Origin of the sequence: Williamsia serinedens, from assembly GCF_024171725.1 — a bacterium.
Lineage (GTDB): Bacteria > Actinomycetota > Actinomycetes > Mycobacteriales > Mycobacteriaceae > Williamsia_A > Williamsia_A serinedens.
Genome location: NZ_JAMTCG010000006.1, coordinates 287,129 through 301,629, shown reverse-complemented (window position 1 = coordinate 301,629; position 14,501 = coordinate 287,129). Strand labels below are relative to the sequence as shown.

Genomic DNA, 14,501 nt, shown 5'->3' with positions numbered 1-14,501 from the left:
CGGCGCCACCGAACCGATTCGACGACGACGGCTCCCCACCGGTGTTCTCATCGGAGGATGACTCAGACCTTGCTCGAGTGGGCGGGCGGTGAGCACGCGCTGCGCCGACTTCTCGATGCGTTCTACGACCGCGTCGAACGCGACGACCTCCTGGCCCCGATGTTCCCGGGCGGGGTGTCGGAGGTACATCGGGCGAATGTCACCGGGTGGTGGGTGGAGGTGTTCGGCGGCGCACCCCGGTACACGAGCGAGCACGGCGGGTACCCCACGATGCTCGCGCACCACATCGACTTGGGGATCACCGCCGAGCAGCGTCGCCGATTCGTCGAACCCATGAGCATCGCCGCCGACGACGCTGGCCTCCCGGACGATCCCGAGTTCCGGTCGGCACTGCTCGCCTATGTCGAGTGGGGCACCCGGTTGGCGATGGCGAACTCGCAGCCGGGCGCGCAGCCGATCGAGCAGGCGCCCGTGCCCAGGTGGGGGTGGGGCGTCGCTCCCCCATACGAGCCCGGAGGGTGACGGACTTCGGCGGATGGGTGCCGATGCCACTGCCGGGGAAACGAGGAAGCCCTGACCGGGTTTCCCTGGTCAGGGCCTCTTCTGCTGTGTCTCAACCAACACATCTGTGGACTGCTGTCCTGTCGGGGTGGCGGGATTCGAACCCACGACCTCCTCGTCCCGAACGAGGCACGCTACCAAGCTGCGCCACACCCCGCGGTCGTCCTCGCGGACGGCCTCGCACAGACTACCGCCCGAACCGTCGTCGGACTAAATCGCCTGTCACGCCGTCGGCGGCCGCGTGCACGAGAGGGCAGAACACGGTGTCGACGATGTCGTCGACGGCGGCCTCGCTGAGATCGCCGTTGACGATGAACTCGTAGCGCGCCAGGTCGAAGGCCAGCGAGCGGATGCGGTCGGGGATGGGCTCGGGGCCGATCTCGCCGCGCGCTCGGGCCGCCTCGAGGATCAAGTCGATGACAGCGGCACCCTTGTCCCGCAGCAGTTGCAGCGGGGTCGCGCCGGGCGTCTCGGCGGCCTCGGCCAACACGCCGAGCGCGACACCCCGCCCCATCGAGTCGAAGCGGTCGAGCACCGACAGGAGCGTGACTCGTACGTCCTCGGACATCGATCCGGTGTCGACCGGTCGCAGGGCGGCCTCGCTGATGTCGATCAGCGCGGCCACCACCAGGTCGACCCGTGTGGGCCACCGCCGATAGAGCACCGACTTGCTCGTCTCCGCGCGACGGGCGACGCCCTCGAAGGTGAGGCCGCCGTACCCCGACTCGCGGAGTTCGTCGGCGACGGCGGCGAGGATCGCGGCGTCGAGCTCCTCGCCTCGTCGACGTGTGCCCGCCATCCGACCTCCCTGTAGGAAACGTTGCGTATCTTATCGCGACCGGCTAGCGTCAGTCCAACAAGAAACGGTACGTATCTCAAGGGGGCTCGCATGGCCGGGATGAAGAGCGCGGCGCGACCCGCCGCCGCGGTGGTCGGGGTGACGGCACTGCTGTCGGTGCTGCTGCTCGCGTTCACACTGCCGTCGGTCCATTCGGGACCGCACGGGGTGCGGGTCGGGATCGTCGCCGACCGCGGCGTCGCCGAACAGATCGCCGGTGGGCTCGACGCCGGGGACCCGGGCGCGCTGCAACCCGAGTTGCCCGCCACCGAGCAGGACGCTCGCACCGACATCGCCGAGCGCCGGGTCGATGGCGCCGTCGTCGTGGGACCCGACCGCGTCGTCACCCTCGTAACCACCGCGGGGAGCCCATCGCTGGCCACCGTCGTCGAGGGGATCGGCGCGTCGATCGCCCACGCCCGCGGATTGCCGGCGACCGCCGTCGACGTCCAGCCCTTCGGCCACCGCGACCCGCGCGGGATCGGGCTCTCAGCCGGAGCGCTGCCGTTGGCTCTCGGAGGGTGGATCGGCGCGCTGGTGATCATGATGGTCGCGCGCAGGTCGCACGCGATCGCGGCTGCGGCGCTGGGGTTCTCCGTCGTCGGTGGCCTCGCCCTCACCGCCGTTCTGCGGTTCGTCGTCGGCACCTTCGACGACGCGTTCTGGCCCGTCGCGTGGACCGCGATGTTCTCGCTGTGTGCCACGACGTTCGCGGTGATCGGACTACGCATGGCCGGCGGTCTCGCGGGCACAGCCGTCGCCGGTGTCGCTCTCGTCGTCCTCGGCAACCCGCTGTCCGGACTCACCAGCTCACCGCGACTGCTCCCCGAACCGTGGGGGACGGTCGGTCAGCTCCTGCCTCCGGGCGCGATGGGCAGCGCGATGCGATCGGTGGCGTTCTTCGGCGGACACGGCAGCGGTACGGCGTTCGCCGTTCTCGCTGTCTGGTTGGTGGGAGGCGTCGGACTGTTCCTCCGCGCGGTGACGCGAGGGAATACCACCGACGACGCGTTCGAGCGGGAGCTCGACGACGCCGTCGGCTACGACGAGGGACTCAGCCCCGTCGTGTCTCCGCCAGAGGCGGAACCGACTGCTCCTCGTCGTACTCCGCATCGCCATGCGATACCGGCGTGAGCGTCAGGAGCGTCGCCTCGGGGCGGCAGCAGAAACGCGCCGGCGCGTAGGGAGAGGTGCCGAGGCCCGCGCTGACGTGCAGCTTCATCGACGCACCCCAGCTCGACGGGCCCTTCACGCGGGACCGGTCGATGTGGCAGTTCGTCACCAGCGCCCCGACGAACGGCAGGCACAGCTGACCGCCGTGGGTGTGGCCGGCCATGACCAGGTCGTAGCCGTCGTCGGCGAACTGGTCCAGCACACGCGGCTCGGGCGAGTGCGTCAGCCCGAGACGTAGGTGCGCGAGCGGGTTGGGCCGGCCGGCGACGGTCTCGTAGCGGTCGCGACCGATGTGCGGGTCGTCGACACCCGCGGCCGCGACACGGACACCGGCGACCTCCAGCTCACGGACGGTGTGCGTCGCGTCGAGCCAGCCTCGCTCGGTGAACGCCGCCCGCAGGTCCTGCCAGGGGAGCGGCGCGCCGTGGCTGCGCTTGTGGTCGGTCTTGAAGTACTTCATCGGGTTCTTCGGCGTCGGCCCGAAGTAGTCGTTGGAGCCGAACACGAACAGACCCGGCCGCGACAGCAGCCCGCCGAGCGACTGGATGACGGCGGGCACCGCCTGCGGGTGCGCGAGGTTGTCGCCGGTGTTGACGACGAGATCGGGTTCGAGCGCCTCCAACTCCGAGATCCACGCCTGCTTCAGCCGCTGTCCGGGGAGCATGTGGATGTCGCTGATGTGGAGGACCCGCAGCGTGCTCGACCCCGGCTCGAGGACGTTCATCGTCTGGTGCCGGAGCACGAACGCATTGCGCTCGATGAGCGTGGCGTAGGCGAGTCCCGCCGCCGCGGCGCCGGCGGTGATCGCTGCGGTCTGCTGAATGCGGGTGAGTCGTTCAGGCGAGGCCCCGACAACTCGCCGCACCGGATCGAACGCGTCCATCAGGCCAGGATAGCGACCGTTCCCCGTCCCGCGACGCGATCACTGCCATCAACCGGTGGTGAGACCGGCCATCCGACGACGGAGACTCTGGTTCACGACGCGGGCGGGACGAAACCGCTCGACACGGCAACTACCGTTGGCGCCATGGCCGATGCACCCCTGAAGCAACGAATCCGCGCCGATCTCACGGCGGCGATGAAGGCCCGGGACACCGCGACGACGGCGACCCTGCGGATGCTGGTCGCGGCGATCGGGGCCGAGGAGGTGTCGGGGTCGACGGCCACTGAGCTGTCCGACGAGCAGGTGCTCGCAGTGCTGATGCGCGAGACCAAGAAGCGTGGGGAGTCGGCGGCGATCTACGACGAGAACGGGCGCGGCGAACTGGCCGAGGCCGAGCGCGCCGAGGCGGCGATCATCGAGCGCTACCTGCCCGAGCCGCTCGACGACGCCGGCCTCCAGGCGCTCGTGGCCGAGGCCGTCGACCAGGTCGCCGCCGACCTCGGCGAGAAGCCCGGCATGCGTCAGATGGGTCAGGTCATGGGCATCGCGAAGGCCACGGCCGCCGGGCGCGCCGACGGTAAGCGCCTGTCGGACGCGGTGCGCGCCGCGCTGGGCTGAGGCCGGCCGTCAGCCGCCGGGGATGACGATCGGCCCGATGCCCGGGATCTGGATGGTCGTCGGCGGCAGACGCGGGCCCGGGTCGGGCCGGGACACCTGGCCCTGCCCGTTGCTCACGTAGATCGTGACGGTGCTGCCGGGGATCGCCGTCCCCGTGGGCGCCGTCCCGACCACGGTGCCCTCCGACTCGGCGCTCGTCGTCGTCTCCTGGTCGACCTTGAACCCGTTGTCCTGGAGGCGTTCTGTCGCCGCATCGGCGGTCAGGCCGACGACGTTCGGGACGCGGCCCTGGTTGCTGCCGTCGACGTACCGGGGATCGGTCGGCGGGAGTTGCGTCGGACCGAACTTGTTCGCCACCGGCAGCATCGCGTTGTACCAGGTGCGGGCGGGTTCGAGACCGCCGTAGAGGTCACCGCCGTAGCACTGGCGCAGCGGCGAGGAGCAGATGTCCTCCGGGCTGGTCGAGTCGCCGTAGATGTAGCTGGCGCCGGCGAGGTTGTTGGTGAACCCGAGGAAGGCCGACGAGCGGTGCGCCTCGGTGGTCCCCGTCTTCGCCGAGACCGGCAGGTTCCATCCCGCGGAGCGTGCCGACGCCGCCGACGTGCCGCCACCGCGATCGTCGGCGGAGAGCGCGTTGGCGAGCGAGTTCGCCAGGCCCTCGGGGACGACCTGCTCGCACGCAGGCGGGTTGAAGGCGACCTGTGTGGTCTCCGGCTCACCGTTCGACCCGATCACGGTGTTGCCGTAGCGGTCCCGCTTCTTCTGGGTGATCGACGCGATGGGGTTCGGCGGGCACCACACGCCGCCCGACGACAACGTCGCGGCCACGTTCGCCAGCTCCAGCGGGTTGACCGCGTTGGGCCCGAGGGTGAACGAACCGAAGTTCCCCTGCTTGACGTAGTCGGCCAGGCTCAGGTCGCCCTGGCCGGAGGTGCCGGGCTGCGCGTAGGAACGCATGCCCAGCTTGACCGCCATGTCGACGGCGGAGGGCACGCCGACCTGCTGCAGCAGCTTCACGAACGCGGTGTTCGGCGACTGCGCGAGGGCGTTCGTGATCGACATGGTCCGCGGGTAGCGGCCGTCGTTCTTCACGCAGTAGGTGTTCGCGGGGCAGCCGTTCGCGCCACCCGAGGAGCCCATGCCCTTCGCCTGGTAGGTGGTCGGCACGTCGAGCGTGGCCGACGTCCCGAGGCCCTTCTCCATCGCCGCGGCGACGGTGAAGATCTTGAACACAGACCCGGCACCGTCACCGACCATCGAGTAGGGCTGCGGCTGGACGGTCTGGTCGCGGTTCGCGTCGAGGCCGTACTCGCGGCTCGACGTCATCGCGAGCAGGTCGTGGGAGTTCTTCCCCGGCTTGATGACGTTCATGACGTCGGCGATGCCGGTCAGGTCCGGCGCGGCGACCGCCTGCACGGCCGACTTCGTCGCCTGCTGCACCTGCGGGTCCAGCGTGGTGCGGATGGTGTAGCCGCCGCGGAGCACAGCGTCGCGGCTGATGCCGTTCTCGGCGAGGAACTGCAGCGCGTAGTCGCAGAAGAACCCGCTGTCGCCCGACGAGATGCAGCCCTGCGGCAGCGATCGCGGCTGCGGCAGCACACCGAGGGGCTGCGCCTTGTCGGCCTCGAACTCCGCCGCCCGCTGCGGGAAGTTCTGCTTCATGGTGTCCAGCACCAGGTTCCGACGGTCGGTCACACCGGAGGGGTTGGTGTAGGGGTTCAGCGCCGAACTCGACTGCACCATGCCGGCGAGCATCGCCGACTCGGTGACCGTCAGGTCCTTGGCGGGCTTGCCGAAGTAGGTCTGCGCCGCCGCCTCGATCCCGTACGCGCCGTTGCCGAACGGCACGATGTTCAGGTAGCGGGTGACGATCTCCTTCTTCGCCTCCTGCTTGGCCGCGGCGCGGTCGATGTTCTTGTCGCGCATGGCCTGATCGGTCAGCGTCTGCTCGAGCGTCAGCGCCATCCGGGCCTCGCGCAACTTGCGGGCGGGGGTGGTCGCGGTGGCCGCCTCGCGATCGGCCTCGCTGCGCGCGAGCACCAGCAGTTGGTAGTTCTTCACGTACTGCTGGTCCAGGGTCGATGCGCCCTGCTGCACCTCGCCGGAGGACGAGTTCTTGAGGAAGGCGCGGATGGTGCCCTTCCAGTCGACGCCGTCGTGCTCGAGGAAGCGACGGTCCTCGATCGAGATGATCGCGCGGATCATGTCCGGCGAGATGTCGTCGTAGGCGACCTGCTGGCGACGCTGGTCGTACAGGTAGGCGATGGGGCGTCCCGTGGAGTCGGTCATGGTGGTGACCTCGGGGACGGTCCCGTCGAGCAGCTCCGACGACGAGTTCTCGACCGTCGTCGCGGCCTTGGTGGTGAGCAGTCCCAGACCACCCGCGAGCGGGAAGATCAGCGCGGCGACGAGCACGCCGGCGAGCACACAGCAGCCGAGGAGCACCCAGAGCGCACGGGACCGCTCGGGGCGGCGGGTGGCATCGGACACGAGGCACAGGATACGGGTCTCAGATGAGAGGCCCCGTCGACGCGGCGATCACGGGCGCGCGGCACGCCCGTCTCGATCCGGGTTGCACGGCGGTCCCATTTCCGGACTTGACGCTAGCGGACGCCAATACCTAGATTGATGTACCGAATGTGACTCACGTAACAGTTGCCCGCGAAAGTGACGCACGATCGTCGGCGACGTGTTCGACCACCGCAGACAGGGGTTCGATGATGGCCAACGCGGCAGTGTCCACCGGAGAAGCGGAAGCACGGTTGGCGTGGGTGTCCCAGGCGCGATGCCGCGGAGGCAACCCCGACGAACTGTTCGTGCGCGGCGCCGCGCAGCGCAAGGCGGCCACCATCTGCCGTCACTGCCCGGTACAGCTCGAATGCGGTGCCGACGCCCTCGACAACCGCGTCGAGTTCGGCGTCTGGGGCGGCATGACCGAGCGTCAGCGTCGCGCGCTCCTGCGCCAGCACCCCGAGGTCACCTCGTGGGGCGAGTTCTTCGAACTGCAGCGCCGGCGTCACGCCGACGCCGTCTGACCGACCGCTACTCCGCGACGATCTGCTCGACGACCGCCTTCAGGGCGGTCATGTCGGCCACCTCGAACGGCAGCGACGGCACACCGACGATCGGCACCCCCGGGTGCGACGAGGTGAACCGCTGGAGGAGTTGGAGTTCGCGCCGACCGGTGGTGGTCCGCTCCGCGTGTATCGCGAGCACCGCGCGCGCGAGCGGATCGGTCGCCGACTCCAGCGCTGATCGGGCCGCATCGGCGCTGACCGACGTCAGGTTCGGGTGCGTGCGGTTGAGGATGAGACCGGCCAGCGGCATCGACTCCTCGGACAGCCGCTCGACGAAGAACGCGGCCTCCCGCAGCGCGTCGGGTTCGGCCGAGGCCACCACCACGAACTGGGTGCCGGGGCGCTTGAGCAGGTTGTAGGTCGTCGTCGCGCGGTCCTGGAACCCACCGAACATCGCGTCGAGCGACTGCACGAACGTCGACACGTCGCGCAGGGTGTCGCCGCCGACGATCGTCGAGACGCCTCGCATCGCCAGGCTGACGACTCCGGTGACCACACGGCCGACGCCGCGACCGCCGCCGAGCAACACCTTCATCAGACGCCCGCTGAGGAACGACCCGAGCCGTGCCGGTGCGTCGAGGAAGTCGAGTGCGTTCCGCGACGGCGGGGTGTCGACGACGATCAGATCCCACTTGTCGAGCGCGATCAGCTGCCCCAGCTTCTCCATCGCCATGTACTCCTGCGTGCCGGAGAACGACGTGGCCACCGTTTGGTAGAAGGGGTTGTTCATGATCGCCTCGGCGCGATCGGGCGACGAGTACTGCGTCACCATCTCGTCGAAGGTCCGCCGCATGTCGAGCATCATCGCGTCGAGCGAGCCCGCGCCCTCGATGCTGACGGGCTGCGGGGTGTTCGTCAGCTCCGTCATCCCGAGCGACTGCGCGAGGCGGCGCGCCGGGTCGATGGTGAGCACGACGACGCGGCGTCCCTGCTCGGCAGCGTGCACGGCCATCGCGGCCGCGGTGGTCGTCTTGCCGACGCCGCCGGCGCCGCAGCACACTACGACGCGGGTCGCGCTGTCGGCGAGGACGCTGCCCATCCGGAGCTTCTGGGTTGCCATGTCACGCACCTGCCTGTCGCAGCAGTGCCGCGATCTCGTAGACGCGGCCGAGGTCGACGCCGTCGTCGAAGGAGGGGATCTCGACCGCGGCGATGTCGATCTCGTCGAGTTGGGCCTTGGCCACCTGCTGGGCCTGCACCCGGCTGGCGTGCTCGATGGACTCGGTCAGCAGACCCTGCAGATCCGCGTCGGTGACGGTCAGCCCGGACGCCGTGAGCGCGTCGGCGAGTGCGGGGCCGTCGACGTCGCCCTCGGCGACCGCGTCGATCTGGTCCTCCGACAGGTGCGGCGGCGCGACGCGGTTGACGATGAGCGCCCCGACCGGGAGGTCCTTGCCGCGCAGCTCGGCGACGGCCTCGACCGTCTCCTGGATCGGCATCGCCTCGAGAAGCGTCACGAGGTGGACGACGGTGTTCTCCGAGTGCAGCAGTTGGGCGACGCCCTCGCTCTGGTTCCGGATGGGTCCGGTCTTCGTCAGATCGCGCATGGCGGTGGTGACGTCGAGGAAGTTGCCGATGCGGCCGGTCGGTGGCGCGTCGACCACGACCGCGTCGTACACGGGGCGTCCGCGGTCGTCGACGCGGATGACGCACTCCTTCACCTTGCCGGTGATGAGGACGTCGCGCAGGCCCGGCGCCACCGTGGTGACGAAGTCGATCGCGCCGATCCGCCGCATCGCGCGGCCGGCGAAACCGAGGTTGTAGAACATGTCGAGGTACTCGAGCAGGGCGTGCTCGATGTCGAGGGCGAGGCCGTGGACCTGTCCTCCGCCCTCGGCGGTCGCGATCTTGGTCTCGGTCGGCGGCAGCGGCGGCAGGTCGAAGAGTTGGGCGATGCCCTGACGGCCCTCGCACTCGACGAGAAGCACCTTCTTGCCCTCGTTCGCGAGCGCCAGGGCGAGCGCCGACGCGAGCGTCGTCTTGCCCGTGCCACCCTTCCCCGACACGAAGTGCAGACGTGCGGTGCGCGCGCTCTCGGGCCAGGCGTCACCGGACGCGGTGACGTCCTTGTGGAGATCGGTCACGCCTCGTTGCGGATCGGTCGCGGGTTGTGGGACCACGTCCCCGAGGATATCGACGCGGGAGGTGCGCTGATCACCGATCGGCGGGTGATGCGGGGCACGCCCGCCGGATAGGGTGAGCGCCATGAGTGAGCTCACCCGCTGGGAGTACGCGACCGTCCCCCTGCTGACCCACGCCACGAAGCAGATCCTCGACACGTGGGGCACCGACGGGTGGGAACTGGTGAGTGTTCTTCCCGGCCCGACCGGTGAGCAGCACGTCGCCTACCTCAAGCGCCCGAAGGGCTGAGCGGTGAGCTGGTCGCAGCGGCTGTCCGAGCTCGGCATCGAGCTGCCCAAGGTCGTCGCGCCGCTCGGGGTCTACTACCCCGCGGTGCAGACGGGGTCGCTCGTCTACACCTCCGGTCAGCTCCCGATGGCCGACGGTGAGCTGACCCTGCACGGCAAGGTGTCCGACGGCGCCGAGGGCGTCATCCGTCCCGAGCAGGCGACCGAGGCCGCTCGGCTGTGCGCGCTGAACGCACTCGCCGCGGTCCATGGACTCGTCGGCATCGATTCGGTCGTGCGCGTCGTCAAGGTAGTCGGCTTCGTCGCGTCGGCGCCCGGGTTCACCGGGCAGCCCGGTGTGCTCAACGGCGCATCGGACCTGATCGGCGAGATCTTCGGGACCGCCGGCCATCACGCGCGGTCGGCTGTCGGTGTCGCCGAACTGCCCCTCGGCGCACCCGTCGAGGTGGAACTGATCGTCGAGGTCGCGGCCGACTGAACACCGTCGATCAGTTCGAGCGCAGATAGGTCAGCTGCACCTTGACCGACATGCGGGCCGCAGGCCAGAGCTTCTTGTCCACGTCGCGATAGACCTTGCGCACGACCCGCATCGGCTTGGCCGCGTCCGGGGTCGTACCCATCTCGGTCAGCGCACGGCGGATCTCGTCGAGACGGTCCTCCCGATGCTTCTTGTAGTAGCGGGCGATCGGGATCAGCTCAGGGTGATCGGGTCCGTGGCCGGGGAGGAGGGCGCAACCGTCGCCCTCCACGATGAGTCGGTTCAGGGAATGGAGGTAATCCTCCAGTGTCCCGTCCGTCGGGTCGAGGACGGTCGTCCCGGCGCCCAGGATGGTGTCGCCGGTGACCATCGCTCGTCCGAGCACTCTCGGTGGCTCGGCGACGATCACGGACGGATCGCCGTGTGCCATGTGTTCGACGAGAAAGCTCGTCGAGTCGGCCGTGTGGCCGGGTGTGAGGAGAACGGTGATCCGTAGACCTGCAACCTCGATGATCTCCCTGTCCGAGAGTGGCGCGGCACCGCGGCAGAACTCGGCGGTGCGTGCGCGCACCGGTGCCTTCGTCATCTTCCGGAACCGCTTCACGGCGTCGGTGTGGTCGCCGTGGCGGTGTGTGATCAGTACGAGTGCGATTTCTCCGGCGTCGGCGACGGCGGAGAGGTGGTCGCGATGGCGGCGGGGCCCGGGATCGACGACGACACATTCCCGGCTCCCGGGGGCCTGCAGTATCCACGTGTTGGTGCCGTCGAGTTCCATCATCCCCGGGTTGTCGCACAGGATCACCGAGGCGAAATCGGATACTGCGCGGCGGATCCCATAGGCGGGATGCTGCGATGTGCCCATTCGCCGGAGCGTACCTCCGATCGGTCGGGGAATGTCTGTGTCACAGGGCCACAACCTCACCTTGTCAGTGCACAACGGTTTGCCACTTCCGCTGAGGCGAGCACGACGCGCACCATCGAGAGGTCAGCACATCCGTTGTCGAGGAGGAGGTGAGCGACGTGGGAACCATGAACCGGCCCGGCGTCGCGCAGTGGCTCGGTTACGTCGTCGGCAGGACTCTCCCGCCGGAGCAGATCGACTGGGTGCGCAACGATCTGACGGGACCGCACGCCGCCGTTCGACACATACTGCGGAATGAATTGGTGTTCTCGCCGTTCTTCGTCGCGGCGTTGTTCCTCCCGGGGCCGTGGGTGCTCCGCCTCGCGACGTTGGCGCTCGGTGCCATCCTCGGCACCTTCTACACCGTCGCGTACATGAAGCCGCAACGAGAGGGGCGGCTGAGGGCGCACGGACTCCCGTCGGATCTGATGACGTCGCACGAGCGGTCGCGCCACGACGCCGAGCGGCGCAGCTTCGAGCATGAATATCGGACCGTGTCGTGAGACTGACGCATGTCGACGCAGCCGAGATCCTGGATTCTCGTGGGGCACCCACCGTCAGCGTGTCGGTGACGGACGGGTCGGGGCGACGATTCGTCGCGGGTGTGCCCGCCGGTGCGTCGACCGGGTCGCGAGAGGCCGTGGAGGTCCGCGACGGCGACCTTGACCGTTTCGGAGGCCGCGGTGTGACGACAGCGGTGAGAAATGTCCAGACGGAGATCCGCGATCTGCTGACCAGTCGCGAGTGGTCGGACCTGCAGCAGGTGGACCGCGCCCTGTGCAGGTTGGACGGTACGCCGAACAAGTCGCGTCTCGGTGCCAACGCGATCGTCGGGGTGTCGATGGCTGCGGCCAGAGCGTTCGCGCGTGATGCGTCTGTCCCGCTCTACCGGTTCCTCTCGCCGGACGACACCCAGCCCTGTCTGCCGGTCCCCCACTTCAACGTCCTGAACGGCGGCGCCCACGCCGACAACGGACTGGCCTTCCAGGAGTTCATGATCGCCCCTCTGGGTGCGACCGACTACTCGGAGGGGCTGCGGTGGGGTGCGGAGGTGTACGCGGCGTTGCGGTCCGAACTTCGCCGTGCCGGGCTGTCCTCGGGTCTCGGGGACGAGGGCGGTTTCGCGCCGGCGATCGACGACCCCCTCGAGGCGTGCGGGCTTCTCGTGGGAGCCGTCGAGTCCGCCGGACTGTCGGTCGGCCGCGACGGTGTGTGCATCGCGATCGATCCCGCGGCGAACGGCTTCCACGACGGTGACACCTACGAGGTGGCCGGACAGAGGTTGTCCTCGTCCGACCTCGTCGATCTCTACGCGGATCTGGTCGACGCCTTTCCGATCTGGTCGATCGAGGACGGATGCGCGGAGGGCGATGATGACGGCTGGAAGTTGCTCACCGAGCGCCTGGGGAACTCGGTCCAGATCGTCGGTGACGACATCTTCGTGACCGACGCGGAGACCATCGCTGCCGCAGCCGACGCGGGTGTGGCGAACGCGGCCCTCATCAAGGTCAACCAGATCGGGACCGTCTCCGAGACGTCAGCTGCGTTGGCCGTGTGCCGAGACCGCGGCTTCGCGGCCATGATCAGTCACCGGTCCGGCGAGACCCCGGACGCGTTCATCGCCGACCTGGCGGTGGCGAGCGGATGCGGCCAGCTGAAGTCGGGCGCGCCGGCCAGGGGGGAGCGTGTGTCCAAGTACAACCGCCTGCTCGAGATCGCCGCGTCGGAACCGTCATTCGGCTACGGGTGCCTCTCCTGAGGAGTTCGCGCGCTCGGTTGGTGCTGGCGCGACACGGCGAGAGTGTCGCGAATGCGGCTGGGGTGTTCACCGGATGGCTCGACGTGTCGCTCTCCGCTCGCGGGCGCGTCGACGCCGGCCACCTCGGGCGGACGTTGGTCGACGCCGGGATCATCCCCGAGGTCGTGTACACGTCGACTCTGGCGAGGTGCTCGGAGACCGCGGCGTCGGTCGTGGGCGAGATCGGCCGGGTCGGCGGGGGTGTCACGATCGAGCACCGCCGCGATCTCGACGAGAGGCACTACGGCTCGCTCACGGGGAGATCGAAGTCGCAGGTGCACGCGGAGGTCGGGGACACGCTGTTCGGGGAGTTCTGCAACTCCCTGTCCACGCCACCACCACCGTTGACTGCGGTGGATCTCGCCCGCCTGACACGTGATCGATGGCCGTGCGATCGCCTGTCCACACTGGGGGTTCTCAGCGAGAGCCTCGGTGACGTCGTGGTCAGGACGCGACGTGTGTGGGAGCACGAGGTGCGCTCCGACCTCGAGGCGGGCAGGACTGTCGTTGTCGTCGGCCATGGCAATTCGCTGCGTGCGCTGATGGTCACCATCGACACGCTCGATCAGACCGAACTCTCGCGATGCCGTGTGGCAACAGGCGTTCCGCTGGTGTACGACTTCGACGCCGACATGCGGCCTGTTGTTCGCGGAGGTCGGCTCATCGGCGGCGCCGAACACGCCGGGGATCGTGGTGTCGTCCTCTGAGCGGTCGCCCTCTCAGTGGCCGCTAGGGCTGCCCCAGTCGAACGCCTCGATCGACCATCGACCGCCGTCGACTGCGATGATGTGGCAGGACCCAGGCGCTATCGGTTCCGGAATCGCTGTGCCGGCAATCGCTTCCAGGATCGGACGCAACACGGCGTCGTGGCTGACCAGGACCACGGGTCCGTCGTCCGAACTCCTCGCGGCGTCCTCCACCGCGGGCCATGACCGCGCGAGGACGTCTGCCCGCGGCTCGACCCCCGGTGCGGAGTCGATCTGTCCGAACCGTTCGATGACCTCCGAACGCAGCACACCGGTCCAGCGGCCGTAGTCACGGTCGTTCAACCGTGCGTCGGAATGCTGCTCGACGCCACACACCGTGGCGACGATGTGTCCGGTCCGCACCGCGCGGTCCAGCGGACTCGTCCACACGGCGGAGGGGGCCGCGCGGACGATCAGCTCTGCCGCGGATTGCGCCTGTGCCACACCGACATCGTCGAGTTCGGGGTCGGCGAGACCGCGGAGCCTGTCCTCGGCGTTGAGGACGGTGCGTCCGTGCCGGACCAAGATGAGCCGGGTCATCGATCATCCTCGTCGGTGTCGCGTGGCACCACGAGGGTGGGGAGGTCGTGGCGACCTATCAGGTCGTGCATGACCGACGGAGACCCGAGCGACTCCAGGAAGGAGCGCAGGCCACTGTGCGGTGATCCCACGACGACCATCAGCGCGGCGCTGTCGTGTGCGACTTCCGTGAGAAGCCGTGCGGGGTCGCCGTGGGCGCAGTGATAGGTCCACCCTCTGGTGACGCCGGCGAGTGCGGATATCGCGTCGTGCGCCTGTCGGTCCAGTGCTCGGCGGACCTCGTCCTCCCAATCCGGTGAGTCAGGGTCGACGGGGAGGTCGTCGATGTCGACGATGTGCACGACGTGCAGGTGGGCGTCGAGCCGGGCGGCGAGGTCGATCGCGAACGTGAGTGCCGACCCGCTGGCGGACTCGTGGTCCCATCCGACCACCAACGACGTCGTGGTGCTCTCGTGTCCGGTTCCGCTCGTCACGGTTCGATGGCGTTCGATGTCGAGAGGTGGGTTGCCGTTCACAGTG

The 14,501-nt window shown here is 69.1% G+C and carries 17 protein-coding genes and 1 tRNA gene; 9 read left to right on the top strand and 9 right to left on the bottom strand.

What is annotated here, in order from left to right; genetic code table 11:
- Positions 1 to 57: 57 nt before the first annotated feature.
- Positions 58 to 522, top strand: coding sequence for a group II truncated hemoglobin (locus LX12_RS17345; protein WP_253655827.1), 465 nt, complete (start codon positions 58 to 60; stop codon positions 520 to 522).
- A gap of 122 nt (positions 523 to 644) precedes the next feature.
- On the opposite strand, the gene LX12_RS17340 is transcribed toward LX12_RS17345, so the two are convergent.
- Positions 645 to 718 (bottom strand) — tRNA-Pro (locus tag LX12_RS17340).
- Positions 719 to 748: 30 nt separating this feature from the next.
- The gene (locus LX12_RS17335) at positions 749 to 1,360 is read right to left on the bottom strand and encodes a TetR/AcrR family transcriptional regulator (RefSeq protein ID WP_253655826.1); all 612 of its coding nucleotides are present in this window, start codon (positions 1,358 to 1,360) and stop codon (positions 749 to 751) included.
- 90 nt (positions 1,361 to 1,450) lie between these two features.
- On the opposite strand from LX12_RS17335, the gene LX12_RS17330 reads away from it, so the two are divergent.
- Positions 1,451 to 2,533: an ABC transporter permease gene (locus tag LX12_RS17330; RefSeq protein WP_253655825.1), complete on the top strand. Its 1,083-nt coding sequence runs from the start codon at positions 1,451 to 1,453 to the stop codon at positions 2,531 to 2,533.
- Here LX12_RS17330 and LX12_RS17325 read toward each other — a convergent pair.
- The gene (locus tag LX12_RS17325) at positions 2,454 to 3,455 is read right to left on the bottom strand and encodes a metallophosphoesterase (protein ID WP_253655824.1); all 1,002 of its coding nucleotides are present in this window, start codon (positions 3,453 to 3,455) and stop codon (positions 2,454 to 2,456) included. The genes LX12_RS17330 and LX12_RS17325 overlap by 80 nt on opposite strands.
- 144 nt (positions 3,456 to 3,599) lie before the next feature.
- On the opposite strand from LX12_RS17325, the gene LX12_RS17320 reads away from it, so the two are divergent.
- The gene (locus tag LX12_RS17320) at positions 3,600 to 4,073 is read left to right on the top strand and encodes a GatB/YqeY domain-containing protein (protein WP_253655823.1); all 474 of its coding nucleotides are present in this window, start codon (positions 3,600 to 3,602) and stop codon (positions 4,071 to 4,073) included.
- 9 nt (positions 4,074 to 4,082) lie between these two features.
- Here LX12_RS17320 and LX12_RS17315 read toward each other — a convergent pair whose 3' ends face one another.
- On the bottom strand, positions 4,083 to 6,563 hold the full coding sequence (locus LX12_RS17315; protein ID WP_372505074.1) for a transglycosylase domain-containing protein: 2,481 nt from the start codon (positions 6,561 to 6,563) through the stop codon (positions 4,083 to 4,085).
- A gap of 230 nt (positions 6,564 to 6,793) precedes the next feature.
- On the opposite strand from LX12_RS17315, the gene LX12_RS17310 reads away from it, so the two are divergent.
- Positions 6,794 to 7,108, top strand: a complete 315-nt coding sequence (locus LX12_RS17310; RefSeq protein ID WP_253655822.1) for a WhiB family transcriptional regulator — start codon at positions 6,794 to 6,796, stop codon at positions 7,106 to 7,108.
- A gap of 7 nt (positions 7,109 to 7,115) precedes the next feature.
- Here the strand turns inward: LX12_RS17310 and bagB are convergent, their stop codons facing one another.
- Both bagB and bagA read right to left on the bottom strand, forming a co-directional pair.
- Complete coding sequence (bagB, locus tag LX12_RS17305) at positions 7,116 to 8,210, bottom strand: ArsA family ATPase (RefSeq protein ID WP_253655821.1); 1,095 nt, start codon at positions 8,208 to 8,210, stop codon at positions 7,116 to 7,118.
- 1 nt (position 8,211) lies between these two features.
- Positions 8,212 to 9,234 carry an ATPase BagA gene (gene bagA, locus LX12_RS17300; RefSeq protein WP_253655820.1) on the bottom strand — a complete coding sequence of 341 codons (1,023 nt, stop codon included), beginning with the start codon at positions 9,232 to 9,234 and terminating at the stop codon, positions 8,212 to 8,214.
- 121 nt (positions 9,235 to 9,355) lie between these two features.
- Between bagA and sp36 the strand changes: the two genes are divergently transcribed.
- The gene (sp36, locus tag LX12_RS17295) at positions 9,356 to 9,520 is read left to right on the top strand and encodes a Sp36 family protein (RefSeq protein WP_253655819.1); all 165 of its coding nucleotides are present in this window, start codon (positions 9,356 to 9,358) and stop codon (positions 9,518 to 9,520) included.
- A 3-nt stretch (positions 9,521 to 9,523) separates the two neighbouring features.
- A complete protein-coding gene (locus LX12_RS17290) occupies positions 9,524 to 9,997 on the top strand; it encodes a RidA family protein (RefSeq protein WP_253655818.1) in 474 nt (157 codons plus the stop codon).
- A gap of 10 nt (positions 9,998 to 10,007) precedes the next feature.
- On the opposite strand, the gene LX12_RS17285 is transcribed toward LX12_RS17290, so the two are convergent.
- Entirely contained in the window at positions 10,008 to 10,859 is an 852-nt protein-coding gene (locus LX12_RS17285; RefSeq protein ID WP_253655817.1) for an MBL fold metallo-hydrolase, read from the bottom strand.
- Positions 10,860 to 11,008: 149 nt separating this feature from the next.
- Here LX12_RS17285 and LX12_RS17280 point away from each other — a divergent pair, with 149 nt between their 5' ends.
- Genes LX12_RS17280 through LX12_RS17270 form a run of 3 tightly spaced genes read left to right on the top strand, consistent with a single transcriptional unit; the run spans position 11,009 to position 13,403 of the window.
- Entirely contained in the window at positions 11,009 to 11,401 is a 393-nt protein-coding gene (locus LX12_RS17280) for a DUF5313 family protein (protein WP_253655816.1), read from the top strand.
- Complete coding sequence (gene eno, locus LX12_RS17275) at positions 11,398 to 12,657, top strand: phosphopyruvate hydratase (protein ID WP_253655815.1); 1,260 nt, start codon at positions 11,398 to 11,400, stop codon at positions 12,655 to 12,657. The genes LX12_RS17280 and eno overlap by 4 nt, the downstream gene beginning before the upstream one ends.
- Positions 12,543 to 13,403 (top strand): 2,3-bisphosphoglycerate-dependent phosphoglycerate mutase, encoded by an 861-nt coding sequence (locus LX12_RS17270; protein WP_301284723.1) that lies wholly within the window; start codon positions 12,543 to 12,545, stop codon positions 13,401 to 13,403. The genes eno and LX12_RS17270 overlap by 115 nt, the downstream gene beginning before the upstream one ends.
- 12 nt (positions 13,404 to 13,415) lie before the next feature.
- On the opposite strand, the gene LX12_RS17265 is transcribed toward LX12_RS17270, so the two are convergent.
- Together LX12_RS17265 and LX12_RS17260 are read right to left on the bottom strand one after the other, a co-directional pair.
- A complete protein-coding gene (locus tag LX12_RS17265; RefSeq protein ID WP_253655813.1) occupies positions 13,416 to 13,982 on the bottom strand; it encodes a histidine phosphatase family protein in 567 nt (188 codons plus the stop codon).
- Positions 13,979 to 14,455, bottom strand: coding sequence for a universal stress protein (locus LX12_RS17260; RefSeq protein WP_253655812.1), 477 nt, complete (start codon positions 14,453 to 14,455; stop codon positions 13,979 to 13,981). Before LX12_RS17260 ends, LX12_RS17265 begins: the two co-directional genes overlap by 4 nt.
- Positions 14,456 to 14,501 lie beyond the last annotated feature (46 nt).

Bases quoted from the DNA above. Each gene is read 5' to 3' on its own strand.
- LX12_RS17310 (WP_253655822.1), top strand. From the start codon at position 6,794: ATGGCCAACGCGGCAGTGTCCACCGGAGAAGCGGAAGCACGGTTGGCG.
- LX12_RS17285 (WP_253655817.1), bottom strand. From the start codon at position 10,859: ATGGGCACATCGCAGCATCCCGCCTATGGGATCCGCCGCGCAGTATCC.
- LX12_RS17335 (WP_253655826.1), bottom strand. From the start codon at position 1,360: ATGGCGGGCACACGTCGACGAGGCGAGGAGCTCGACGCCGCGATCCTC.
- bagB (WP_253655821.1), bottom strand. From the start codon at position 8,210: ATGGCAACCCAGAAGCTCCGGATGGGCAGCGTCCTCGCCGACAGCGCG.
- LX12_RS17330 (WP_253655825.1), top strand. From the start codon at position 1,451: ATGGCCGGGATGAAGAGCGCGGCGCGACCCGCCGCCGCGGTGGTCGGG.
- sp36 (WP_253655819.1), top strand. From the start codon at position 9,356: ATGAGTGAGCTCACCCGCTGGGAGTACGCGACCGTCCCCCTGCTGACC.
- LX12_RS17345 (WP_253655827.1), top strand. From the start codon at position 58: ATGACTCAGACCTTGCTCGAGTGGGCGGGCGGTGAGCACGCGCTGCGC.
- LX12_RS17270 (WP_301284723.1), top strand. From the start codon at position 12,543: ATGCGGCCAGCTGAAGTCGGGCGCGCCGGCCAGGGGGGAGCGTGTGTC.
- LX12_RS17265 (WP_253655813.1), bottom strand. From the start codon at position 13,982: ATGACCCGGCTCATCTTGGTCCGGCACGGACGCACCGTCCTCAACGCC.
- LX12_RS17320 (WP_253655823.1), top strand. From the start codon at position 3,600: ATGGCCGATGCACCCCTGAAGCAACGAATCCGCGCCGATCTCACGGCG.
- LX12_RS17325 (WP_253655824.1), bottom strand. From the start codon at position 3,455: ATGGACGCGTTCGATCCGGTGCGGCGAGTTGTCGGGGCCTCGCCTGAA.